25 protein-coding genes and 2 pseudogenes are annotated in these 23,768 nt (G+C 42.7%); 9 read left to right on the top strand and 18 right to left on the bottom strand.

Annotation, left to right across the window (positions count from 1 at the left end; translation table 11 throughout):
* Positions 1-214: 214 nt before the first annotated feature.
* The 4 genes and pseudogenes from B5J93_RS14345 (at position 215) to dapE (ending at position 3,953) form a co-directional block, all read left to right on the top strand.
* Positions 215-1,245 (top strand): annotated as a pseudogene (locus B5J93_RS14345) (ThiF family adenylyltransferase).
* A complete protein-coding gene (locus B5J93_RS02490) occupies positions 1,238-2,314 on the top strand; it encodes an MFS transporter (RefSeq protein WP_115237127.1) in 1,077 nt (358 codons plus the stop codon). The pseudogene B5J93_RS14345 and the gene B5J93_RS02490 overlap by 8 nt, the downstream one beginning before the upstream one ends.
* Positions 2,315-2,512: 198 nt before the next feature.
* A pseudogene (locus B5J93_RS02485) lies at positions 2,513-2,722 on the top strand (transposase); the annotation flags it as partial.
* Between the two features lie 52 nt (positions 2,723-2,774).
* Positions 2,775-3,953 carry a succinyl-diaminopimelate desuccinylase gene (dapE, locus tag B5J93_RS02480; protein ID WP_079324312.1) on the top strand — a complete coding sequence of 393 codons (1,179 nt, stop codon included), beginning with the start codon at positions 2,775-2,777 and terminating at the stop codon, positions 3,951-3,953.
* Positions 3,954-4,024: 71 nt separating this feature from the next.
* Here the strand turns inward: dapE and B5J93_RS02475 are convergent, their stop codons facing one another.
* From B5J93_RS02475 to dapA, 5 genes are all read right to left on the bottom strand, one after another.
* Positions 4,025-5,704: a peptide ABC transporter substrate-binding protein gene (locus B5J93_RS02475; RefSeq protein ID WP_079324310.1), complete on the bottom strand. Its 1,680-nt coding sequence runs from the start codon at positions 5,702-5,704 to the stop codon at positions 4,025-4,027.
* Positions 5,705-5,860: 156 nt separating this feature from the next.
* Positions 5,861-6,172: a YqfO family protein gene (locus B5J93_RS02470; protein WP_079324308.1), complete on the bottom strand. Its 312-nt coding sequence runs from the start codon at positions 6,170-6,172 to the stop codon at positions 5,861-5,863.
* 142 nt (positions 6,173-6,314) lie between these two features.
* Positions 6,315-7,028 carry a phosphoribosylaminoimidazolesuccinocarboxamide synthase gene (purC, locus tag B5J93_RS02465; RefSeq protein WP_079324306.1) on the bottom strand — a complete coding sequence of 238 codons (714 nt, stop codon included), beginning with the start codon at positions 7,026-7,028 and terminating at the stop codon, positions 6,315-6,317.
* A gap of 94 nt (positions 7,029-7,122) precedes the next feature.
* A complete protein-coding gene (locus B5J93_RS02460) occupies positions 7,123-7,407 on the bottom strand; it encodes a hypothetical protein (RefSeq protein WP_079324304.1) in 285 nt (94 codons plus the stop codon).
* A gap of 23 nt (positions 7,408-7,430) precedes the next feature.
* Positions 7,431-8,333, bottom strand: coding sequence for a 4-hydroxy-tetrahydrodipicolinate synthase (gene dapA / locus B5J93_RS02455; protein ID WP_079324302.1), 903 nt, complete (start codon positions 8,331-8,333; stop codon positions 7,431-7,433).
* Positions 8,334-8,865: 532 nt separating this feature from the next.
* Between dapA and B5J93_RS02450 the strand changes: the two genes are divergently transcribed.
* Together B5J93_RS02450 and B5J93_RS02445 are read left to right on the top strand one after the other, a co-directional pair.
* Positions 8,866-9,240, top strand: coding sequence for a hypothetical protein (locus tag B5J93_RS02450; protein WP_143823475.1), 375 nt, complete (start codon positions 8,866-8,868; stop codon positions 9,238-9,240).
* 333 nt (positions 9,241-9,573) lie between these two features.
* The gene (locus B5J93_RS02445) at positions 9,574-10,017 is read left to right on the top strand and encodes a hypothetical protein (protein ID WP_079324298.1); all 444 of its coding nucleotides are present in this window, start codon (positions 9,574-9,576) and stop codon (positions 10,015-10,017) included.
* 39 nt (positions 10,018-10,056) lie between these two features.
* On the opposite strand, the gene B5J93_RS02440 is transcribed toward B5J93_RS02445, so the two are convergent.
* The 3 genes from B5J93_RS02440 to mltG form a co-directional block, all read right to left on the bottom strand.
* Positions 10,057-11,439, bottom strand: a complete 1,383-nt coding sequence (locus B5J93_RS02440) for a Do family serine endopeptidase (RefSeq protein WP_079324296.1) — start codon at positions 11,437-11,439, stop codon at positions 10,057-10,059.
* A gap of 226 nt (positions 11,440-11,665) precedes the next feature.
* A complete protein-coding gene (gene tmk, locus B5J93_RS02435; RefSeq protein ID WP_079324294.1) occupies positions 11,666-12,301 on the bottom strand; it encodes a dTMP kinase in 636 nt (211 codons plus the stop codon).
* 2 nt (positions 12,302-12,303) lie between these two features.
* Entirely contained in the window at positions 12,304-13,404 is a 1,101-nt protein-coding gene (gene mltG / locus B5J93_RS02430) for an endolytic transglycosylase MltG (RefSeq protein WP_079324292.1), read from the bottom strand.
* An 89-nt stretch (positions 13,405-13,493) separates the two neighbouring features.
* On the opposite strand from mltG, the gene B5J93_RS02425 reads away from it, so the two are divergent.
* Positions 13,494-14,357, top strand: a complete 864-nt coding sequence (locus tag B5J93_RS02425; RefSeq protein WP_079324290.1) for a PhzF family phenazine biosynthesis protein — start codon at positions 13,494-13,496, stop codon at positions 14,355-14,357.
* A gap of 74 nt (positions 14,358-14,431) precedes the next feature.
* Here the strand turns inward: B5J93_RS02425 and B5J93_RS02420 are convergent, their stop codons facing one another.
* From B5J93_RS02420 to B5J93_RS02405, 4 genes are all read right to left on the bottom strand, one after another.
* A complete protein-coding gene (locus B5J93_RS02420; RefSeq protein WP_228144845.1) occupies positions 14,432-15,268 on the bottom strand; it encodes an AOC03_06830 family ribosome hibernation factor in 837 nt (278 codons plus the stop codon).
* A 3-nt stretch (positions 15,269-15,271) separates the two neighbouring features.
* On the bottom strand, positions 15,272-15,541 hold the full coding sequence (locus B5J93_RS13910) for a hypothetical protein (RefSeq protein WP_228144844.1): 270 nt from the start codon (positions 15,539-15,541) through the stop codon (positions 15,272-15,274).
* 339 nt (positions 15,542-15,880) lie between these two features.
* Positions 15,881-16,183 carry a 4a-hydroxytetrahydrobiopterin dehydratase gene (locus B5J93_RS02410; protein WP_029103582.1) on the bottom strand — a complete coding sequence of 101 codons (303 nt, stop codon included), beginning with the start codon at positions 16,181-16,183 and terminating at the stop codon, positions 15,881-15,883.
* Between the two features lie 122 nt (positions 16,184-16,305).
* Entirely contained in the window at positions 16,306-16,581 is a 276-nt protein-coding gene (locus B5J93_RS02405; RefSeq protein WP_079324288.1) for a GNAT family N-acetyltransferase, read from the bottom strand.
* 327 nt (positions 16,582-16,908) lie between these two features.
* On the opposite strand from B5J93_RS02405, the gene ompR reads away from it, so the two are divergent.
* Complete coding sequence (ompR, locus tag B5J93_RS02400) at positions 16,909-17,655, top strand: osmolarity response regulator transcription factor OmpR (protein ID WP_079324286.1); 747 nt, start codon at positions 16,909-16,911, stop codon at positions 17,653-17,655.
* Between the two features lie 82 nt (positions 17,656-17,737).
* On the opposite strand, the gene def is transcribed toward ompR, so the two are convergent.
* The 6 genes from def to B5J93_RS02370 all read right to left on the bottom strand — a co-directional run bounded on the left by def (position 17,738) and on the right by B5J93_RS02370 (position 22,694).
* Complete coding sequence (gene def, locus B5J93_RS02395) at positions 17,738-18,250, bottom strand: peptide deformylase (RefSeq protein ID WP_079324336.1); 513 nt, start codon at positions 18,248-18,250, stop codon at positions 17,738-17,740.
* Positions 18,251-18,426: 176 nt separating this feature from the next.
* Positions 18,427-19,575, bottom strand: a complete 1,149-nt coding sequence (locus B5J93_RS02390) for a hypothetical protein (protein WP_079324284.1) — start codon at positions 19,573-19,575, stop codon at positions 18,427-18,429.
* 68 nt (positions 19,576-19,643) lie between these two features.
* Complete coding sequence (gene ettA, locus B5J93_RS02385) at positions 19,644-21,305, bottom strand: energy-dependent translational throttle protein EttA (protein WP_079324282.1); 1,662 nt, start codon at positions 21,303-21,305, stop codon at positions 19,644-19,646.
* A gap of 98 nt (positions 21,306-21,403) precedes the next feature.
* On the bottom strand, positions 21,404-21,778 hold the full coding sequence (locus B5J93_RS02380) for a hypothetical protein (RefSeq protein WP_079324280.1): 375 nt from the start codon (positions 21,776-21,778) through the stop codon (positions 21,404-21,406).
* 12 nt (positions 21,779-21,790) lie between these two features.
* The gene (locus tag B5J93_RS02375) at positions 21,791-22,249 is read right to left on the bottom strand and encodes a hypothetical protein (protein ID WP_079324278.1); all 459 of its coding nucleotides are present in this window, start codon (positions 22,247-22,249) and stop codon (positions 21,791-21,793) included.
* Between the two features lie 130 nt (positions 22,250-22,379).
* A complete protein-coding gene (locus B5J93_RS02370) occupies positions 22,380-22,694 on the bottom strand; it encodes a hypothetical protein (RefSeq protein ID WP_079324276.1) in 315 nt (104 codons plus the stop codon).
* A gap of 191 nt (positions 22,695-22,885) precedes the next feature.
* Here B5J93_RS02370 and mutM point away from each other — a divergent pair, with 191 nt between their 5' ends.
* Positions 22,886-23,725 carry a bifunctional DNA-formamidopyrimidine glycosylase/DNA-(apurinic or apyrimidinic site) lyase gene (gene mutM, locus B5J93_RS02365; protein WP_079324274.1) on the top strand — a complete coding sequence of 280 codons (840 nt, stop codon included), beginning with the start codon at positions 22,886-22,888 and terminating at the stop codon, positions 23,723-23,725.
* Positions 23,726-23,768 lie beyond the last annotated feature (43 nt).

Raw genomic sequence — 23,768 nt, 5'->3', positions numbered from 1 at the left:
TCTAAAATTATTGACATCATGCTAACCGCTCGTTATAATGAATTTTCTAAATTAACCAAAGAATTAATAAGGAGGTAGCCATGCTAGGCCGTTCACACAACTAAATTAATAGACAAACACCAGTTTGTGTAGTTAAGAAGCTTACCACTTACTTTACTATTTTTAAAATTTTAAAAATGGGTGGTAAGCTTTATTAATTTTAAAGGAATAATTCATGTACTATACATCAAAACAAATTAGCTTTGGAATATTAGATGATAAAAATTATGTTATATCATCTGGTAGTAAACAGGAATTAACTGCTGACATTAAGTTTTTTGATAAGTTGGTTGATTTGTGTGATTTTTGTCTAGATGGCAAAAAAGAAATCGATATCATAAACTTCATGAAAGCCAATGAAATTGATGAATATTGTTTACAGTACCTACTAAACAACAGATATATTTTACCTAAAAAAATTGATTTTAGTGATAGATATAGCAGGAACCATCTTTATTATGAAACCTTAGGTTATGATAGTGATTTAGTGCAAAAAGCAATATCTAGATCGCATATAGTATGTGTGGGTGCTGGGGGCATTGGCAATATTATATCTTATCTAACTGCAAGCCTTGGGGTTCAAAAAATAACTTTGGTTGATGATGATATAATAGAAAAAACCAATCTAAATAGGCAGTTTTTTTTAGAGAATGCGATATTGGTTGCAAAAAAGTCGATATAATAAAAAGAGAATTGGAAAACATAAATAAAAATCTAATCATAAATATTATATCTCACAAAATTTCACAAGAAATTTTAGAAAGCATTGAAAATATTGACTTGATAATTAGTTCGGCAGATGATGACTATTGCCTATCTTTGATGAATGAGTATTGTTGTCATAAAAAAATACCAATGGTTGGGGTGGGATATATTAATGATATTTCTACAATTGGACCATTTTATATTCCAGAACTCACATCTTGCTTGTATTGTAATAAGGATATTTATTTGGAAAGAACCAATTATGATGAAAAAGTTATTAGGATTAATAATGCCTATAAGGCTCCATCAACCATAGTAAATAATTTTTTTGCAGGAGCAATGATTTCATCAGAAATCATTAAATTCTTCGCTAAAGATTATGATGGTATGCTAAGTATTAATAATATTATTGGCATACATAATAAAACTTTTTTATTAGAAAAAATAAAAATAGAGAAATCCCCTAACTGTATTTATTGTGGCGGTGAATATCATGTATAAATACAAAAGATTAATTTTAAGCGAAGTATCCGTATCTTCGACCAGAATGCTCATCGGTGCATCTTCAACTATCTATATGATCATCAGTGGTTTGAGCTTGTATCAAGTTGGTATAATAAAGAGTTTTCAAGCCTTGATTATATTAGCCTTGGGGTTTATTGTAGGTCTAATATCCGACAGAATGGATAGAAAGTACCTTTATGTGTTGGCTGTATTCTTTTCTTTTATTTGGCTCTTATTAAGCTATATGGCGGGCAATAGCAATGGTAATAGTTTTGAATTGTTTTTTTTGGCAGAATTATTTAATGCGTTGTCGTTATGTGTCTTTCAAAATAATAATCATGGATACCTTGTAGATACTTATAATAGCCAATTTGATGATAATGATACTAAGAAGATTTTTGGAAAAAAGTCCTATCTTGAATTCTTATTCATGTCGATTGCATCTTTGATTGGTGGCGTGTTGTACCAGATCTTGAAGAGTGATTTATTTTTACTAACTTCAATCATGATGTTTATAGTTTTTATGTTAGGTACGTTTTATTTGCCTAATTGCAAAACAGCAATTGAGAATAACCCTTCATCAAAGATTTTTGATAAAAAATCTTTTGCCTTAATTTTTGAAAAATTTGAATTTTATAAAAAAAGTATATTTCTTTTTTTAATATTTAGTCTCTATTTTCAGATAATTATTCAATATTGGCAGATTATCATTGATATCTTTGATATGGTTAAGAGTAATGAATCTATATTAGGTTTGGTTTTATTTTTAATGATGTTAGTACAGTCTTTTTCTGGAAAAATTCTAGAAAAATATAACGTGTTTTCTGATTTTTATATTTTATCAATATTTTTCTTAGGATTGCTTTTTTGTATTATTTCTCTACAAATACGAGGATATTTAGGGTTGGTTCTATTTGTATTAGGCATATGTGCAAATATTTTCTCCATCAGATATTTAGTTACAGCCACCAATTCAAAAATACACGCCAATATTCCATCTTGTATTAGGGCTAAGTATGATATGGTTTTAAATACTGTTTTAAGATTACACAATGTGATATACTAGGGCGTGCCTGCCCTTTATAACACTATTTACAATATAGAAATATTTTATAAATAAACTAATCGTTTTTGCATGAAAAATGGCTAAATCTTGTTTTTTATCGTCAAAAGCTCGTTTGATAGAACGACTATCAAACTTTGCTTTTTCCTTGAAAAACGTGCGATTTCCCCTATTTTTCATTGCAAATACAAAAGGCAGGCACGCCCTAATCACTCAAAAGAGTTTGTAAAAGACCACAACCACATCAACGGCATTGAAAATTTCTGGTCGCAAGCCAAACGAATACTTAAAAAATACAACGGAATTAACAAGAAATACTTTCATCTCTTTATGAAAGAGTGTGAGTTTCGTTTTAATTATGGTTTACCATCTCATCAGCTTGAAGTATTGAGAAAATGGTGTGAGGTTTAAGATTTATCTACCACAGTCCCAAAATTAAAGTTGAGTACTTTAAGGAACTCCCATGACCCCCACCTTATTCCTTTCTACCGCCCTTTTAAAAGAGCCGTCCATTACCCCCCATGATTTTGACTGCCAAAATATCTTGGCAGAGTTTTTAGGGAAATTGGGCTTTGACTGTGAATTTTTGTATTTTGGCGACCCAAATGACAACGGCAAAAACGCCCAAATCAGAAACCTATACGCCAAGAAAAAAGGAAGCGACCCCACCGCCCCCCACCTATGCTTTGCAGGGCATACCGATGTCGTGCCTGTGGGCGATGAGAGCCTATGGATGTATCCGCCTTTTTCGGCAACTGTCGCTGACGGCTATCTGTGGGGGCGTGGGGCGTCTGATATGAAAACCGCCATTGCCTGCTTTTGTGTGGCGTGCGATGAGTTTGTGAGGACCTGCCCCGACCACAAGGGCGATATTTCGCTACTTATCACCGCAGACGAAGAAGGCGTGGCGATTAACGGCACGCACAAGGTGGTATTGGAGCTTGCCAAACGGGGTGAGCGTATGGATTTTTGTCTGGTGGGCGAGCCGTCTAGCACGGCAACACTTGGCGATGTCATCAAAAACGGCAGACGTGGCTCACTAAACGCACGCCTGACCGTAACGGGCAAACAAGGACACATCGCCTATCCACATCTGGCGGTCAATCCCATGCACGAGCTTGCCCCCGCCCTTGCCGAGCTTGTGGCATGCGAGTGGGACAATGGCAACGACTATTTTCCTGCCACCAGTATGCAAATCTCCAACATAAACGGCGGTACAGGGGCGACCAACGTCATACCCAATAGCGTGGAGGTGCTGTTTAACTTTCGCTTTTGCACCGAGAACACCGCCGAGAGCTTACAGGCAAAAACTCACGCCATTTTGGATAAGCATTTTGGGAGTTCAAAGGCAAATTATACGATTGAATGGAATTTATCAGGCGAGCCGTTTTTGACCCCAAAAGGCGAGTTTGTGGATGCGGTGGTGTCCGCCATCAAGGACGTTACAGGCACGGACAGTAAGCTGTCCACCTCGGGCGGGACATCGGATGGGCGGTTTATCGCTCCGATTATGAACGCCCAAGTGGTTGAGCTTGGCGTACTAAATGACACCATTCATCAGATAGATGAAAGGGTTAGTGTTGATGATTTGGAGAAATTGACCCAAATTTATGGGCAGATTTTGGAAAGGCTGATTGCGTAAGAAACCCATATAAAAAGGGCGAGTGATTCGCCCTTTTTGTTGTACTAATTTTCCCAATTTAAAAACCCACATCACTCAAACGACCAATGGCGGGCTTGCCAGTTGCCAAGAGCGTCTTTGGTTGAGTAGCCTTTGACATATGGCTTTACCGCACGCACGTTCACTTGATAATACACCCACACATTTGGCACATCTTTATCCAAAATCGCTTCAAGCTCATGATACACCTTGGCACGCTCTTCGGGGCTGTTGGCGGTGTAGGCGGTTTTTAGTAGGTTGTCATATTCGGCACTAGAATACGCCCCATAGTTGCCCGAGCCTTTGGTTTTCATGACGTTTAGGAACGTAGCAGGGTCGTTGTAGTCGCCACACCATGCCGCACGAGCCATTTGGTGTTCGTGGTTACGGCGAGTGGCAAGGTAGGATTTCCACTCTTGGTTGTGTAGCTCAATCTTGATGGTGTCGCCAAGGGCTTCTTGCCATAAGGACTGAGCCGCCACCGCCACTTTTTTGTGGTTTTCGCTGGTGTTGTAGAGTAGCTCAAACTTCAACGGGTTTTGCTCGTTGTAGCCTGCTTCTGCCAGCAGTTTTTTGGCTTCGGCAATGCGAGCGGTTTTGTCAAGTTTTTGCCAATCTGGGGTGTAGTTGGGGTTATTGGCGGTAACTTTTGGGGTCATCTGATAGGCAGGGGTCTCGCCACGAGCCGCCACTTTTTCGGCAATCAGCTCTCTATCTAAAGCCAAGGTCATCGCACGGCGAACACGCACGTCATCAAAGGGCGGTTTCTTGACGTTCATTTCATAATAATATGAGCAAAACGATGGCGATGTTTTGACTTCATTTTTGTCAGCTTTAGCAAGAATGTCGCTTGGAATGTCGGTATAAGTCACATCAATCTCGCCTGCCTGATAACGAGTGTAGTCCGTCTGCCCAGAATCAATCGGCAGTAGCACAAGGTTTGGGATAGCGACTTTGTCGGCATCATAATAATGGGGGTTTTTGGCAAGGAAGATTTTTTCACCCATGACACGCTCTTTGATGATATATGGACCGTTTACCACGATGTTTTCGATTTTTGACCAGTCATCGCCCAATTTCTCTACCACATTTTTGGGAACAGGTCGCATGGCGGTGTAGGTGAGCATGTCAGGCAAAAACGCCACAGGCTCGGATAGGGTAATCTCAACGGTCTTATCATCAATGGCTTTCACGCCAAGCTCGGTGGGGGCTTTTTTGCCTTCGATGATGTCGTTTGCATTCAAAAACTTAGCATCCGCCACATAGTTGGCAAAGTTGGCAGCCGTCTTTGGGTCAACCATACGCTGAAAACTAAACACAAAGTCATGGGCGGTAATCGGCTCGCCATTTGACCATTTGGCATCACGCAACTTGAACGTCCACACCTTGTTGTCGGCACTCTCCCAGCTTTCGGCAATGGCAGGTTCAAGATTGCCATCAGCATCTGTACTAACTAGCCCCACAAACTGCTGACGAGCAAGTCCAGACTCAGGCACGCCCCCTGTTTTGTGCGGGTCAAGCGAACCGACTTCGGCACCGTTATTGATAACCAGCATATCACGGTCGGATTTTGGGGTGGTGGTGTCCGCCTTGGTCTCGCTCGTCTTGTCGGCAGTGTCGCCTGTTTGAGCTTGGTTTTGGGGCTGACTGCACGCCCCAAAAAACAGCGGTAAGCACACAGGCAGGGCAAGGGCTAGGGATTTTTTGGAAAATTTAAAGGATTGGCTTGTCATGTCAGCTCCATCGTGATTTGTGATATGTCTTGATGTGTCCTATTATCAGGGCTTTTTATGCAAAGCCTAAATTCCATTATGGCATATACCTCTATCATTTTGGCATATAAAATGGCTTAGCTCATCATACCCTATCAGACACGAAAAGCCATGCACTCACACACCCACCATCTGATACACGTCATACGCTGACACTTCATAGGGATGAGCCGATTTGTAGGCACGCACCACGTCCATGAGCCTGTCATCAGGGACGATGGTCTCAACCCGCCACTCGGGGACGTACTCTATTTTGTCAATCTGACCAATGGCAGGGCTTGCCCCTTTTAAAGGTTTAAATTGTCCCACACCAAGCACTTGCCACGAACAATGGCTGTATCCATCAAACCGCCCTGCCCCTGCGTTAAATAGGGCGGTTTTGACATTTTCTAGGTCGGACTCAGGGATGTAGGCGATGAATTTGTGCATTTTTACTATCCAACTTTAAAAGGTATCAACAGGCATGAAAAGTACGCCCCCACAAATGAATTTCTTTAAAATTTAGCATTGGTGCAAATTGGGGTAAATATCATAAAAAAACAAGGGCGATAACCGCCCTTGCTCACACCCATCAATCAAGCGGTACGCCAATACGTTTTGCCACTTCTTCATAACCTTCAACGACATCGCCTAAACCTTGACGGAAACGGTCTTTATCAAGTTTTTTCTTGGTTTCTTTATCCCACAAGCGGCAGCCATCTGGCGAGAACTCATCGCCCAACACCACACGCCCATGAAACAGTCCAAATTCTAATTTAAAATCCACCAGCATAAGACCCGCTTCATCAAAAATCTGACTTAGCACGTCATTGACCTTGTGAGTCAGCACACTCATCTGCTCCAACTCGTCTGCGGTGGCATAACCTAAGGCAATGGCGGTACTTGGGGCAAGCATGGGGTCGCCCAATTTGTCATCTTTATAAAACAGCTCAAAGGTCGGTGGCATAAGTGGCAAGCCCTCAGCAAGCCCCAAACGCTTGGCAATACCGCCAGCTGCATAGTTACGCACCACGCATTCTACGGGTATCATTTTTAGGCGTTTGACCAGCACTTCATCGTCTGACAATTCACGCTCAAAATGCGTCTCGATGCCAGCGTCTGCCAGTTTGCTCATGATAAAGCTGTTAAAGCGGTTATTTACTCTGCCTTTGCGGTCAAGCTGGGCGATTTTTTCGCCATTAAAGGCGGATGCATCGTTACGAAAATGCAAAATCAGATAATCAGGATTGTCCGTTTCATAGACAGATTTGGCTTTGCCAGTATAAATTAGGGCTTGCTTTTGCATGGGTTTCTCCGTTTTGTGGCGGTTTACACAATAAATTTACATGATAAGATTTATAAAACAAAAAGACACGAACAACAACGCTCGTGCCAAACCATCATCTCACCTGTGGCGGTCTGGGTAGCTCGTACTGCTTGCCCGACTCGTTGGTCGATGGGGTAATCTCGCCTGCCACCTCTGGCACATCATATAGGGGGATAAATGGGGCGGACGCTTGGTTGGCGGGCAGGCGGATGGGGTCTAGCTTGGTAGCGTGGACATAGTCCAGACTGCTGTTATCACGCTTGCCCAGCACGTCTTTGATGCTTTGACAGCCCGTCAGTAGCACCACACTCATCATGGCAAGGGCGGTTAATTTTAGCGTTGTTTTTAGCACTGTCATGTTATTCTCACTTATTCTTACTGTTAAATCAAATTGGCTTTTTGTAGTGCCTGGTCAATGATGGGTTGATTGCCTGCTGACAGCCACACCAAAGGCAAACGAATGCCCGTGTCAATCATGCCCATCTTGTGTAGGGCATATTTGGCAGGTTGGGGGCTAGATTCACAAAACAGCTCTTTGTGCAAATGCTCAATGCCTTGGTTGATGGTACTTGCTTCATCAAACTTACCTGCCAAAGCTAAGCTAAAAATCTCGCTCATGGCTTTGGGGGCGACATTGGACGTTACTGAGATGTTGCCCTTTGCCCCGAATTTCATGAGTTCTAGGGCGGTTGGGTCATCGCCTGATAGCACCACAAGACGCTCGCCCACACGCTCGATGAGCGACTTACCACGCTCCAAATCGCCCGTGGCATCTTTGATGGCGACAATGTTAGGGATGTCGGCAAGGCGTGCTACGGTGTCCTCCGCCATGTCCACGACCGTGCGGCCAGGGACGTTATAGAGAATCTGGGGAATGTCCACCGCCTCGGCAATGGTCTTATAATGCTGATACATGCCCTCTTGGGTGGGCTTATTATAATACGGCACGACAAGCAGGGCAAAATCCGCCCCCACTGCCTTAGCGTGGGCGGTCAGCTCAATGGCTTCGGCGGTGTTATTCGCCCCTGTTCCTGCAATCACAGGAATGCGACCTGCCACTTGTTTAACAAAAAATTCAATGACATCGCCATGCTCACTCATGGACAAGGTTGCCGACTCGCCTGTCGTACCAACCGCCACCAAAGCGTGCGTGCCAGACTCAATCTGCCAGTCAATCAAACGCCCTAATGCATCATAATCCACCGCACCGTCTGCCGTCATGGGCGTGACCAGTGCCGTCATCGAGCCTTGTAGTCTTGCCTTCATCTCATCATAAGTTGCCATAAAACACCTAATTTGTCATTTTGTATCAAATGGCTTAGTTTAACATTTTACTGGGTGTTTTAAAATGCTTAAATTAAAATTATTGTATTTATTGGAATTTTAAAATATTTTTTAAATATAAATTAAAATAATAAATCAATAAATTTATGATGAATGGGTTACTTTTAGCAATGGATGGCATTGTTCTTTTTTAAAGTTATTATGATATAATGAAAATTACAAATTAAAAGAATAAATGTTCACTTAATTTGTAATTCTTGATAAATGCGTTTATCAAGAATGTCGATTAAGCTACACCCAAGAAACTTTAAAATTACTACAAATACCATGATGTGTGGACGTAGGGGCGTGCTGAGCACGCCTTGTATAGTCATATTATCAAAGGGTGTGCTCAGCACACCTCTACAAACCCGTGGTAAATATCAAGTTGGTTGGGTGTACCTATTAATGACTTTATACACTCTACAAAATGAAAAAGCGCGGCGGTTTCCGTAGCAAAATTCAATTTTGCTGGCTGTACATGGAGAAAATATTGAAAATTTTAACTATTTTTATATTCTTATTTTCTATGGTTGGCTGCTCTCAGTCGCCGACAGATTTTAATAAGAAAAGTTACAACAATCAGAAAAACCATGCTCTTGATGATGCTCAAAAAATGTCAGGAAAACTGGTAGTTTCTTTTGAAGAAATAGAGTTTATTTATCAAAACGAAAAATATTATTTAATTGACTCTAAAAAATTATTAAATGATAAAATCCAAACAAAAAGACTAAAAGATGATAAATTTTTCATCAGTGAAACACTATGTATTACAGGTGATGTTTTGCACAAATACCACAATGAATATCGTGGTTTTGGTCATATGGAAAAGTATGATAAAGCAATCTCTATAAAAAGCATTTGCTAGGTTTTGATAAAAAATAGAATGGATATACCTACCATCATCGAGCCTTGTAGTCTTGCCTTCATCTCATCATAAGTTGCCATAAAACACCTGATTTGTCATTTTGTATCAAATGGCTTAGTTTAGCACTTTCACCGTGATCTTTGAACCATCTTGGATAAATTATTTTTTATTGATTTTTTAAAATTATTTTTAAAAATATATTGATAAAATAAATAATAAGCAATGGGCATGACACTGATGGATAATGATTGATTTAATCATTTTTGTCGGTTTATAATAAAACACAACCCTGTGGATGTTGTCATTTTGAATCATTTCATGTTAAGGACATTTATGAAAACAAAAGCCTTGTTACTTGCCACATCGTTTGCCCTGCTTTTGCCCAGCATTACCAACGCCCAAACCGAAGACAGTCAATACAGACCCAACACCAAAGTTGTGTTTATTTGCAACCAAGGGCTTGATGAGCCATATAGCACCCGTTGGTTTGCCAAATTAGACAAAAGACAGGGCAAAAAACGCACCGTATACATTGAGACGTGGGAAAAATACGTCAATAAAGGCTTTATCACATTTGACTGTGGCAACCCAAAAGCTAGTGTACAACTAGATTTGTATGGTTGGGGCGAGTTTGGCGATGACAGCCAACTTGAAAAAACCACCGTCCATTCAAAAGACTTTAAAGCGTGGCAAATGGGCGATTTTGAACCTTTGGCTGGCGAGTCTCCACCTTATGAGCTTTATCAAAAACTTCGCGCCAAATACTGCAAATCTTAACCACCAAAAAGGGTGCGACAAACACACCCTTATTTAGCCCTATTCAACCCTAAGCCCCAAAATCGCAGGGTTGCCATCACGAATGATACCAATGGTAACCACGCCTTTTTTAGGCAGGCTCTTTAACGCCTTTTCAAACTCGCCAATGCCTGCGGTCGGCAGGTGATTGAGATTGACGATGATGTCCCCTGCCATGAGTCCCGCCTGCCCTGCCAGTCCTGTGACATCCACCGAGCTGATGACCACGCCACCTGCCACGCCAAACTCCTGAATCATGCGAGCTTCACGCCCTGACAGCTCTTTTAGGCGTAAGCCTAATCTGACACCATCGCTGGCGTTTTGACTGGTAGAGACATCACTTGTCTCGGCAAACTGCCCACTGGCACGGTGTTGTTTGCCCGCTCGTAGGTAGGTCAGCTCAAACTTGTCACCCACCTTGGCACGGTTAATGAGATTTAACAAATCAGACGCTCGCCCGATACTTTGCCCATTAAAATCAAGCACCACATCACCTGCTTTTAGTCCCACCTTATCGGCAGGGGAATCAGGACTGGTGCGAGTGATGAGTGCCCCTTGCGGTCTGTCAAGGCGATAAGCTTCCGCCAGATTGCGGTCAATGTCCTGCAACACCACGCCCAGATAGACCCGAGAGACACGCCCTGTCGTGCGAATCTGCTCATAGATGTCCATGGCGGTGTCAATGGGAATAGAAAAAGACAGCCCCATGTGTCCGCCAGTGCGACTAAAAATCAGCGAGTTAATGCCAACCACTTCGCCTTTTTGGTTAAATAAAGGCCCGCCCGAGTTGCCTTGGTTTAGTGCCACGTCCGTCTGAATGAACGGCACGACCGCTTCACGGCTCATGTTACGACTCTTGGCAGAGACAATGCCCGATGACGCTGAGTAGTCAAAACCAAAGGGCGAGCCAATGGCAAGCACAGGCTCGCCCACTTTTAGGGTATCGCCTTTGGCAACACTCAGGGCAGGGAAGTTTTGTCCCGCCACCTTTAACACCGCCACATCGGACGCTTCGTCCGAACCGATAAGGCGTGCGTCTAGCTCGGTGCGGTCGTGTAGGGTCACGGTGATTTTATCCGCCCCTTCGACGACGTGATGATTGGTAAGAATATAGCCATCTTGGGTGATAAAAAAGCCCGTGCCGTAGCCGTATTCTACCGTCGGCAGGTTTGGCACGGCGACCCGCCCCCCAAAGAACTGCTGTAAGGCTTGCACCTGCTGAGCCAATGCCAGCTCTTCTTCGCTGACCTTTTTGGTAATACTCACACGCACCACACCACTAGACACCTGTTCCACTAGGGGCGAAAAATCCATCGCCACCGCCCCATAAGCAAGCGTGGCAACAGGCAGGGCAATGGGGGCAAGGGCAAGGCTTAGGGCAAGGACGGCAGGTTTGATGTTCATAATAATTCCTATTTAAATAGTCAAATTATCCTAAAAAGCACGCCATTCGTCAAGGCAAAATGTGTTTTTAAAGGTTATGAAGTCTTGCTTGCATGGATAGATTTTAGGTAGGGGCGTGCTGTGCATACCTATAAAAATGACAACATTAAAGGACGTGTGGAGCCAGTCCCTACAAACCCTTGGTAAATATTGAGTTTGCTAGACGTATTTTAAAACCCGCTAAAAATCAATCCGCCAAATATTCTTGTAAAACTTGCATAATCTCCCCTGCCACGCCATCAGGACGTTGGTCGGCATTGATACGTTTGATACGCTCAGGGTGTTTTTGATATTGATACAAAAAACCTTGATATGCCTTATCAAAAAAGCCTTGCCCTGCACTCTCAAAGCGGTCGGCTTGACTTCTCTTGCCTGCCCGCTCCAAGCCAATGGCAGGGTCTAAATCAAGCCAAAAGGTCAAATCAGGCTGTCTTGGGATAAAATCAGCGATAAGCCGTTCAATCTTGGCAAGTTCACGCTCATCGCCCCCAAACCGTCCAAAGCCTTGATACGCCACGGTGCTGTCAAAAAAACGGTCGCAAATCACCCATTTGCCGTCCGAGAGTGCTGGCAAAATGGTGCGGTGCAAATGGTCGGCTCGTGCGGCAAACATAAGCAAAAGCTCGGTGTCGTCATTGATGTGGGTTTTGTTATCCAGCAAAATCTTACGCAAATCTTCGGCAAGCGGACTGCCCCCTGGTTCACGAGTGCGAATGTGGGCGATGCTAAGGCTGTTAAGCTTGTGGCAAAAACGGTCAATGGCAGTGGTTTTGCCCACGCCTTCGGTGCCTTCAAAGGTGATGAATTTGGGTGGTTGGTTCATTGTTATTTCTCCGCCATCACTTTACGATATTGTGCCACCGCTTTATTATGCTCATCCAGCGTTACGCTAAATTTATGCCCGCCCTTACCTGTCGCCACAAAATAGATATACGGCACATCGCTTGGGTGCATGGTCGCCTGTATCGCTTCGGCAGACGGCAGGGCAATGGGCGTGGGCGGTAAGCCGTCTATTTGGTAGGTGTTATAATCGGTTCGCTCGGCGATGTTGGATTTATAAATCTTACCGTCATAGCGGTCAAACAGTCCGTAGATAATGGTCGGGTCGGTTTGGAGTCTCATGCCTTGACGCAGGCGATTGACAAATACGGCTGATACGTCATTTCGCTCGGACTTGATGCCCGTTTCTTTTTCGATGATGCTTGCCATAATCAGGGCGTCATAAGGTGTCTTGTAGGGCAAATCTTTATCACGCTGTGTCCATGCCTTATCCAATATCGCCATTTGGTCGGTGTGCAGTTTTTTTAAAATGGCGGTGTCGGACGTGCCTTGATTAAAAAAGTAGGTATTCGGGGCGAATTGCCCTTCTAGGTTGCCGTTGGGCGTGCTGATATTTAGAGCTTTGGCAACTTTGGCGTTGTCTCGTGCCACGTCCGCCCACGAATAGCCATCAGCGTCCGACAGGAGCGGTGTGAGTAGTTCAAGCTTGACCCCATCGGTCGTTTTTAGGGTGTGGTATAGGTCTTTGACCGTCTTGCCTTCGATGATTTGCACCTTTATCATGGCAACTTGCCCCCCCTGCCCCAAAATCTTGACCACATCGGCAAGGCTCGCCCCCTGTGGGATTTGGTATGCCCCTGTTTCTAGGTTGCCTTTGGCATGGAATTTAAGATACAGCCGTGTGGCAGTGCTGGACGCAAGCGGACTGGTCTGCCATTTGTTCTTGACAAGTAGACTGTGATAAGTGTCGCCCTTATCCACCGTCAAGGTCTGGGCAGGGCGGTCGGTCTTGGCAAAAACACTAAAATACACAATCAAAAACCAAACAGCAGTCAGCCCAAGCACAACAAAGGGCAACCACATCATGGCGGAGCGTTTTTTGGGGGATTTTTGGGCGGTGTCTTTGGGTGCTTTGGATTTTGGCATAAGTCAAAACTTCTAAGAATGATGAGCTATTGTAGCAAAAATTTGGCAAAATATTGTAAAATTAACAAGAATTTTTGATAGGCATAGCCATGACTACCCACCCATTTATCCTTGCCAATGTCTTTACAGATGGCACGCCCTTTGGGGGCAATCCGTTGGCAATCTTTCCCCACGCCAATTTTGATAACACCACCATGCAAGCCATCGCTTGCCAATTCAATCTCAATGAGACGGTATTTATCACGCATTTTGACAAAGAAGCCCACACCGCACGCATTCGCATTTTTACCCCAACCATAGAGATGCCCTTTGCAGGACACCCAACCATTGGGGCAGGATGGTATTTGGCGAGAACGCACGGTTTGTCGGCACTGGACATCAGCACGCCATCTTATGCCGTTCGCCTAAACCACACACCATCTTGCACCACACTAACCACCAACAGTTACGCCCTTTGCCCTGCTCAGACAGATCGCCACACCCTTAGCACCTTAACCACCCTACCCCAAGAGATGTTGGCAGATAAGGCGTATTTTGTCAATGCAGGAGTGTGCCAGCTCCTTTTGCAAGTCAAAGACATGCAAGCATTGGGGCATGCTAAGGTAGATTTGGCAAGTCTAAAAAATATCTTTGATAACAACACAAACCTTGTCATCAACCAAGGCTTAACGCTTGAACATATGCTGTATCTGTGGTATATGAGTGATGATACCATTCATGTTCGCTTATTCTTTGAACAAAATGGGATTATCTTAGAAGACAATGGCACAGGCTCGGCGTGCGTGAATTTGGGGGCGTATCTGCTTGATAATAGCATAAATCATAGGCAATTCACCATTCATCAAGGCGACCATTTGCACCGCCCAAACCGTCTGTTTTTGGGACTTGATGACGGCATACAGATGGGTGGACAGGTAAGGCAAGTCGGACAAGGCGAGTTTTATTTGCCCTAAATAACGCCAAATAAATTTCGCCCAAAACCAAAAACCCGCCCGTAGGCAGGTTTTTGTGCTTTGATACATGCTAATTAGTAGCGAGTGATAAGGGCGATTGGCTCTTTTTCATCCATTTTGTCCTGTGGGACAAACACCACTTCACCGCCATTGTGGCTGACTCTCTCGATAATCTCGCTTATCGCATCATCGGTTACGCCGTCCGCTGTCGCATCGTCCGCCACGAGCAAGGTCAAAGCAGTCTCATCAATGGTCGCAGGCACGATGTATCCTTGACGCACGAGAAGTTTTACGGCATTACCTTCAACCGCTGAGCGGTAGATTTGTTGCAAATCGGTGCGTACCATTTTCTCGTTACGGGCTTTTTCAAGGTCGCCTTGGGCAGTCTCATAGCGAGTCGCACGCTGAGTCTCCACCACGTCTTGTACGCCTGCTACAATCTCTTCGGCACGTCCGTCTTTTAGGTTAGGGAGATGGTCAACCTTGCCAATGATAAAGCTGTCGTTGTCCACTACCTGCTCATAAAAGCCCAAAGTACGGCTATCGCCCACCAAAATCACAGGCAACGGGTCAATGTTACGAAACTCCTGCATACTCTTGTCCACACGGTTCATAAACTCTTTTAGATAGCTGTCGTCATCCGATGAGCCTGTGCGGTCGGCTTTTGAACCTGTAGGTAGACTTGTGTTTTTGATTGGGAAAGTCAGCTCGCTCATTTGCGATTGACGTTCGCTTTCGCCACCAATTTCCTTGACCACACGGTCGTTGGTCGCCTCAATCAGGCGAGCATATTCGCTTGTAATCACAAGTACATAATAATGCACCGCCTCAGACATATCACGCACCAAGTCTCTGGTGGCAAACTTTTCGCCCAAAATCACACGCTCTTTGGCATCAAATGGCAAACGCAAAATTTAGGCTTCATTTTCGTTGGCAAAAATAGCAAGCGTATCTAGGTTATAATTATGGTCAAGCTCGTCTGTTTTGGCATGGATAAGCTCCATGATGGCATCGCTGGTGCGTTTGTCATGCTCGTTTGCGATACGCTCTTCGGCGACTTTTAGCTGATTTTTTAGAGCAATATGGTCTTGCTCATTTTCTGGGTGAGTGCGGTGAGTTTTCACAAAGATACTCACGGCAGGATTGCCACGGGCAGATTTTAGGTTTTTCAATGTTGCTTTCATAACAAACTCCTTAACTTGATTGCTAAATGGCTAATCATCAATCAAATGATTGATTGAATTTAACCGTCCGATTATAAAATCTAAATTTAAAATCTGATGATGATTGTAGCGAGTTTTTGGGCGTTTGTCTGTTAAAAAATAGGCTGTTTTATGGTTGAAATGTAGTCAAAAAATCAGCTGTGTGAGATTGATAAGAAAGCTTGTAAGTCTTTGTAAAAAGACCTAGTTTGATTGGGAATTTATGTATAATAGAGAGTTGGCAGAGTTTTAAAACAATTTCTAAAATCTAAAAGCACAAAAAAATGGGTAATGACACCCATTTTCCAAATTAATTTCACTTTAATCTTTTTTATCAAAGACCACGCCCCTTGCCATTTCCATGCGTTTGGCAAGCTGAATGTCTCGCCCATGCACTTCATATTGGTCAGGCTCGCCAATTCGTACTTTGAGCAAAGTATAGGTGTTCTCCCACGTGGGGTAATGTTCTAGCTCTTCACAATAGAACGCCACACGGGTGGTAAAGGCGATGACGTCAGCAAAACTGGCAAATTCATAGGTCTTGACAAGGCTATTGCCATCTAATGCCCAGCCTTGCAATCTTTCTAATTGTAAGGCAACTTGGTCTGCGGTAAGACTGCTCATGATGTTCCTTTGATTAGGTAAAATATAAAAATACACCAAGCCATTTTACCAAAATCTTCAAAATTTCGGCAAAATTTTTGGCCAATTTACCAACATTTTTGTAAACGATTATCGCAACATACTCACGCCAACAGCGATTGGTATTCGTCTCGTCTGTCGATGTAGCTTGCCACAAAGGAACAGCTTGGCACGACTTTTTTGCCGTTATCACTGGCATAATCCAAAGCATGCTTAACCAATGCCGTACCCAGCCCACGTCCGCCCAGCTCTTTGGGGACGATGGTGTGGTTATAGTTTAGGGTATCATCATCGATGACTTCATAGCTTAAAAAGCCAGTATGCCCATCAATGGTTACTTCAAACCGCTGTGTGGCAGAATTGTGGGTAATGTCGGTCATGGGGTATGTCCTTAATGATTGATATTAAAGGGTTAAAAATACGTCCTTATGCTAACACAAATTTTATTGGGATAAAAGCCTGTTTATACGCTTATTGCTGTACATGGCATGCCACATAAGGTGCATTGACAAATTAAAGGTATTGACCAAACCCATTTACCAAAATATTACCGACTTTTGGCGCTCATCATGGTATGATAATTCGTCAGTTTTTAGATTTTTAATCATTCGATATGATTCAACCTTAAAATATTATTTATCAAAAACAGTTACAATTTTTTGTGTAATGTTGTAAACTAATAGCCTATAATTATCAGGGGGTGACACATGACCGAAGACAATACCAATCCAAACCCAAATGCCAGTTATCGTATCTTAGTCGTTGATGATGACGCCAGACTGCGTGCCTTGTTACAGCGATTTTTAGAAGATGATGGCTTTACCGTGCGTGCGTGCCATGATGGCAAGCAGATGGATAAGCTCATGCAACGTGAGATGTTCTCGCTCATCGTGCTTGACTTGATGTTGCCCGACGAAGACGGCATCGCCATCTGCAAACGCCTGCGTACCGATAATGCCGACATTCCCATCATCATGCTGACCGCCAAAGGCTCGGACACCGACCGCATCGCAGGGCTTGAAGCAGGGGCGGATGACTATCTGCCCAAACCCTTTAACCCCAAAGAGCTACTGGCTCGTATCAAAGCGGTGCTTCGCCGTCATAACCGAGAGCTGCCCGGAGCCCCATCTCAGCAGATGGAAGTGGTTGAGTTTGGTTCGTGGACGCTTGATTTGTCCACTCGCACCCTAAAAAAAGACGGCAATGTCGTCACCCTAACCACCGGCGAGTTTAGCGTTCTAAAAGCACTCGTTCAGCACCCCAGAGAGCCGCTGACCCGTGACAAACTCATGAACCTAGCCCGTGGGCGTGAATGGGGAGCGATGGAGCGTTCGATTGATGTTCAGGTCTCACGCCTAAGACGACTCATCGAAGACAACCCCTCTCAGGCTCGCTATATCCAAACGGTGTGGGGTGTGGGCTATGTCTTTGTCCCTGATGGGGCAGAGAGCTGATAACACAAAAACCAAACAACGCTTTGTTGTTTGGTTTTTTACTGGATATCCATCTTAGGCTATCCGTATAAACGCTTGTGAATCAGCCTTTTTTGGCGACCACTTTACGCACCTTTTCTCTGGCACGGTCTTGTTTTAGGCGGGATAGATAATCCACAAACATAATGCCTTTTAGGTGGTCAAGCTCATGCTGAATGCATACTGCCAACAGTCCATCCGCCTCAACGCTAAATGGCTTGCCGTCAGCATCTAAGGCATCAATCTGCACACGAGCAGGGCGACTGACATCATCATACACCTCAGGAATGGACAAACAGCCCTCTTTATAAGGGACAAGCTCATCGGTCAGTGGCGTAACTTTGGGGTTAATGTACACCTTGGGCTGTGGCTCTTCGCCTTCTTTGGCGAGATCCATGGTTACCACTTGCACGTGCCTGTCCACCTGTGTCGCTGCCAGCCCAATGCCTTTGGCGTCATACATGGTCTCAAACATGTCGCTGATTAAGGTCTTAATCTCATCAGTAATCTCGCCAACCTCGCTTGCCACAGTACGCAAACGTGGGTCAGGATAATGTAAAATGGGTAATAGTGCCATAATATCTCTTGTCGTTGGTTTTGGGGTATTATATCGGAAAATTGGGCTTTGGTAAAATGGATTTGGGATTATCGTGGTTTGACGGTCTTTGTTGTTGGTAAAAATGGCCTGAAAAAGACAAAAAAACCGCCACCAAACTTTAAATTTATGTGTTTTTATGGATTTTTCACACAACATCATTTAGCCAAATAATGCTCACCAACAGGTTGTAAATATTTGCCGTCAATCACAAGACATTTGGCGGATTTTTCTTTGTTATCACCCTTATCATCAAAAAAATCTACTGATACAGGGCAAAATACTTTGGTATTGCCTAAATTCCAAGCCATATAGCCGTAAAGGGCGTTGGGGTTTATATCTTGAGTGTAATCATAAAGGTATTCACAATTAATGATATTTTGTTTGCTAAAATCATCTGTCCTACAAAACTTAGCCCAATCGTTTAGCACAAACTTTTGCTTGTGTCTTTCTATGTCCTGTTTAGTCATGCCATTGATGGTTGCTATTGGGCTGTTATTGTTATGCAGAATATACCAAGATGAGTTTCGGGGTTTCTCTATAAAACGTACGGCATATAAAGATTGATAAGGTGCCTTACCTTTAATGGAAAATAGCACAAAATAGCCAACAAAAAACACCCCAAACATAACAAAAAATATATTTTTGATATTAAAATTTTTGTCTGGACTAACAGCAATCGCCAAAAAAGAGATTAGATACATTAAGAGGTTAATGCTAGGAATAAGTAAAAATAACATCCACTCATCAGAACTTTTATTGGAGAAATCTGCTATGGGAAAAATGCTTGAAATAATGGGGTAATGTTGAAATACTGTAATTAAGGCTATTAAAAATGCCATATCAAAATTATCATTATTATTCTGATTATCTGAAAATTTTATAATGGAAATATTTAACAAGAAAACCAAAATAAAAGAACTGAGAACAAGCCATAAAGAATACTGACTTAAACCAAAAAATGGCATCAGAAAATAAGGTAGAAATCCAATTGTTAAGAATGCAAATTGCACAACCAAGAATCGAATGCTTAGTTGGTAATTATTGTAAGTGTCTTTTATTAAAAAAGCAGTTAATAAAGCAAAAATAAAACAAATGCCAGTTAAAAAAGCAAGAATGCAATATACAACAGCAATCGCTACAAGAGCCGAAAAGCTGTCAGTTATATTACTAAACAATGATAATTTATCAATAAAGTCTAAATATGCATAACTGGTAATTACACCAAACAACATTGCCGTGATAAAAACCCATTTATCATAAGACGATGTGATTGGTATTTCTTTTAAAATATGTTTAATATTCATTGTTATTCAACCAAACATATAAAAACAACGAACAGCGATAGCCATTCGTTGTTTTTGTGTTGGGATTTTTACCCCCCAATCTTCTTATATTTCATTCTCTTAGGCGTTGCGTCTGCACCCAATTTCTCTTTACGCCATTTTTCATATTCAGAATAATTGCCGTCAAAAAATTCAGGCTGTTCATTCTCAAAGGACAAAATATGCGTACAGATACGGTCTAAGAACCAACGGTCGTGCGACACCACCATTACCGTACCAGGGAACACTTCTACTGCTTCTTCTAGGGCGCGCAAGGTTTCCACATCAAGGTCGTTGGACGGTTCGTCCAGCAAAATAACATTCGCCCCTTGTTTTAGGGTTTTGGCAAGTTGCAGACGATTTCGCTCACCGCCTGATAGGTTGCCAACCAGTTTTTGCTGGTCTTGACCTTTAAAGTTAAAACGACCGATATACGCACGGCTTGGCGTGGTATATTCGCCCACGGTAATCATATCAAGTCCGTCCGAGACTTCTTCCCACACGGTTTTTTTGTCGTCCAGCTCATCACGCACTTGTCCCACATAGGCGACTTTGACGCTCTCGCCAATCTCCACGGTGCCTGTGTCGGGCTTGTCTTTGCCTGTAATCATATTAAACAGCGTGGTTTTACCCGCCCCGTTTGGACCGACAATCCCCACAATCGCCATTGGTGGCACGGTAAAGGATAAGTTCTCATACAGCAGACGACCGTCAAAGGATTTTGAAATGCCTTTAACTTCAATGACTTTATTGCCTAGGCGTGGTCCTGGTGGAATGTAAATTTCCGCCGTTTCGTTTCGTTGTTGGAACTCACGAGAGTTCATTTCTTCAAAGCGTTCTAGACGAGATTTGGATTTGGCTTGCTGACCTTTTTGGTTTTTACGCACCCATTCTAGCTCTTGTTTTAACGCCTTGGCAAAGGCTTCTTCTTGCTTTTGCTCTTGTTCTAGGCGTTTGTTTTTCTGTTCTAGCCACTCGGTGTAGTTGCCTTGATAGGGGTAGCCATAGCCACGGTCAAGCTCCAAAATCCACTCAGCAACATTATCAAGGAAATAACGGTCGTGCGTAATCGCCACAATCGTACCACTATAATCCTTCAAAAAGCGTTCCAACCACGCCACAGACTCAGCGTCCAAATGGTTGGTCGGCTCGTCAAGTAGGAGCATATCAGGCTTAGACAGGAGCAGTCGGCACAGGGCAACACGGCGTTTTTCACCGCCTGACAGCTTTGAGACATCGGCGTCCCAAGGCGGTAGGCGAAGGGCGTCCGCCGCTTTTTCAAGTTGGGTGTTTAGGTTGTGGGCGTCCCACGCAGCAATGATGTCTTCCATTTTGCCTTGCTCGGCAGCCAATTTGTCAAAGTCGGCATCAGGCTCGGCATATTCGGCATAGATTTGGTTAAGGCGGTCAAGGGCGTCAAGGGCTTCACGCACGCCGTCTTCGACATTGCCACGCACATCTTTGTTGGGGTCAAGTTGGGGTTCTTGGGGCAAATAGCCCACCTTAATGCCTGCTTGGGGGCGGGCTTCGCCATTAAATTCGGTGTCCACGCCCGCCATAATGCGAAGTAGCGTGGATTTACCTGCACCGTTGAGACCCAAAACGCCAATTTTGGCACCCGGAAAGAAAGAAAGCGAAATGTCCTTTAAAATCTCCCGTTTTGGCGGAACGATTTTGGACACTTTGTTCATCGTATAGATATATTGAGCCATAGCTATCCTTTTGATTTAAAAAGAAAAATTACAAAATAAAAATGGGGAATTTAACTTACTATTATCGCATTATTTTTGGGTTTGGGCAAGAAAAACATTCAACTGCCAAAATAATAAGCCCACAACCACATTCCACCAAGTATCAAAATAGCAAACCCCCAAACCAAAAAAAACAAAACATACATTCCCACAAAAAACATCATTACAAAATTATAAATTTTCCATTGCATTGGCGTGGAAGGTAAAGAATTTTCTTTTTTAAAAACATTGGGAATTTTTTCTTGAAAATATTTTAAAAGTACTTTAAAAAATAATTCTATCAATATATGAATAACAATTACCATAAAAATTAAGGAAATCCAATTATTTGTAAGTATTTCTTGATAATCATTGAATACATAAAAATATAAAATAGCACCAACAATGACGATTGATAATAGGGCGAGATGAATGATTATTTTATTTTTATTCATATAATTTTCCTTTTATGATTTTGGCAAAATAAATTTGGCTAAAATGGTTGATGATAGTCCGCCAATAATTGCAATCCAAAAAGATAAGAAAATGGAACTAAAAAAATCATCAATACTCTCAACCAGAGCATTAACATCAGTCATAAAATCAGTTGCTAAAATAATTAACAAAAAAGAAAAAGTAGTTAAAAGACCAAAGAAAAAGGCTTTTAAATAGTCTTTAACTTTTAAAATTCTTACTTTAAAATAAGATAGCATACAGCCAGTTATTAATGCAGGGATAAATCCTATTACTGTCCCGACCATTAAAATAACCGCATAAATAAACAAAGTATTCTCTACATCATCGCCAATAATAATAGCATAAATTAATACTGGTATAATAGGCAATGTGCCAACTAATGAACCCAGTAAAGCATAACTTAAAATAACTTTTAAAGTTGGGTATTTATTTTTATTATTGCCATTCATAAAGTTATCCTGTTAATATTTTGGAAAAATAAATTTAGCTAAAATGGCTGATGACACTCCGCTCATCAATGCAATACAAAATATTAGCATGATAAAATAGATAGCGCTTTCAAATTTCAACAATCTTGAATCAATTTCTATGAGCGACAAAACACCAATAAAAACCAACTCTAAAATAAAAAAATGCCAAAAATGCAACACCAAAAGGCTTCAAATAGTCAAAGGGTTTTTTGATGATGATTTTAAAATAGCCAATCACAATACCGCTTATCAAGGCAGGTACTAAACTCACCAAAAACCACCAATAAAAATAAATAGCCAAATAACCCCAATCATTACGACTTGTCATAAAAAGGCCAACAAATGGCAAGGTTAGAAGACCGCTTAATAAGCCTGTAAATAAGGCATAAGTGATGATGATTTTTAGGGTTGGATACTTTGTCATATTTTTCCTTTTAAAATATCTTTATCATTTTTTTACCATTTGATAAATACAAACAAATGCTTTGATAACCACACAAAACATCATAAACCCAGCCAATGGCATTTTTTCTCAAAATTAGCTATAATAACAAACCCAAACACAAAAGCAAATAGCCATTTATCACTCTTGCCAGATTTATCAGAAATACAGTCATGCCCGAATTACCCGAAGTTGAAACCACCAAATCCAGCCTTGCCCCACTCATCGGTCAGCGTGTCAGCGACATTTACACGTCAGGTTATCGCCTGCGTGAAGTAATACCAGATAACCTAGATGAGCTTGTCGGGGCAAAACTTGTGCGTGTGGTTCGCCGTGCCAAATATCTACTGCTTGATTTTAATAAAAACGGCTCGCCCCTGCGTCTGCTCATTCATTTGGGCATGTCAGGCAGTCTCCAACAGCATGACGCCCTTGCCCCACGCAAGCATGACCACGTCATCTTTGGCTTTGATGATTCATCGGTGCGTTTGCATTATCATGACCCCAGACGTTTTGGCATGGTGATGTGGGCAGATGATGCCGAGCGTTATCTTGACAAACTTGGGGTAGAGCCTTTGGATGATGCCTTTGATGCCAACTATCTGCATGGGATGATTCACAAAAACCCCAAACGACCCATCGCCCGCCCCATCAAATCCGTCATCATGGAGCAGTCCATCGTGGTCGGTGTGGGCAACATCTATGCGGTAGAGAGCCTGTTCATGTCAGGCATACACCCTGCCATGCCTGCCCATCAGATAGATAAAGACAAGATAGCCGTACTGGTCGATAACATCAAGGCGATACTCGCTCGCTCCATCGAACAAGGTGGGTCAAGTCTTCGGGACTTTACCGTGGGGGCAGGCAAAACGGGCTATTTTCAGCAAATCCTACTGGCTTATGGGCGGGCAGGTGAGCCGTGTACGGTGTGTCATGAGATTTTGGAAAACGTTAAAATCGGTGGGCGAGCCAGTGTGTACTGCCCGAGCTGTCAGCCACTTGACCTAACTTAATCCCACTGTTTGATTTATCAACTGTTACCCCACTCTCAACTAA

The organism is Moraxella equi (assembly GCF_002027555.1).
Classification (GTDB): domain Bacteria; phylum Pseudomonadota; class Gammaproteobacteria; order Pseudomonadales; family Moraxellaceae; genus Moraxella; species Moraxella equi.
Note: the sequence above shows the minus strand (reverse complement) of the source record. Positions and strands in the feature narration are given on the sequence as shown.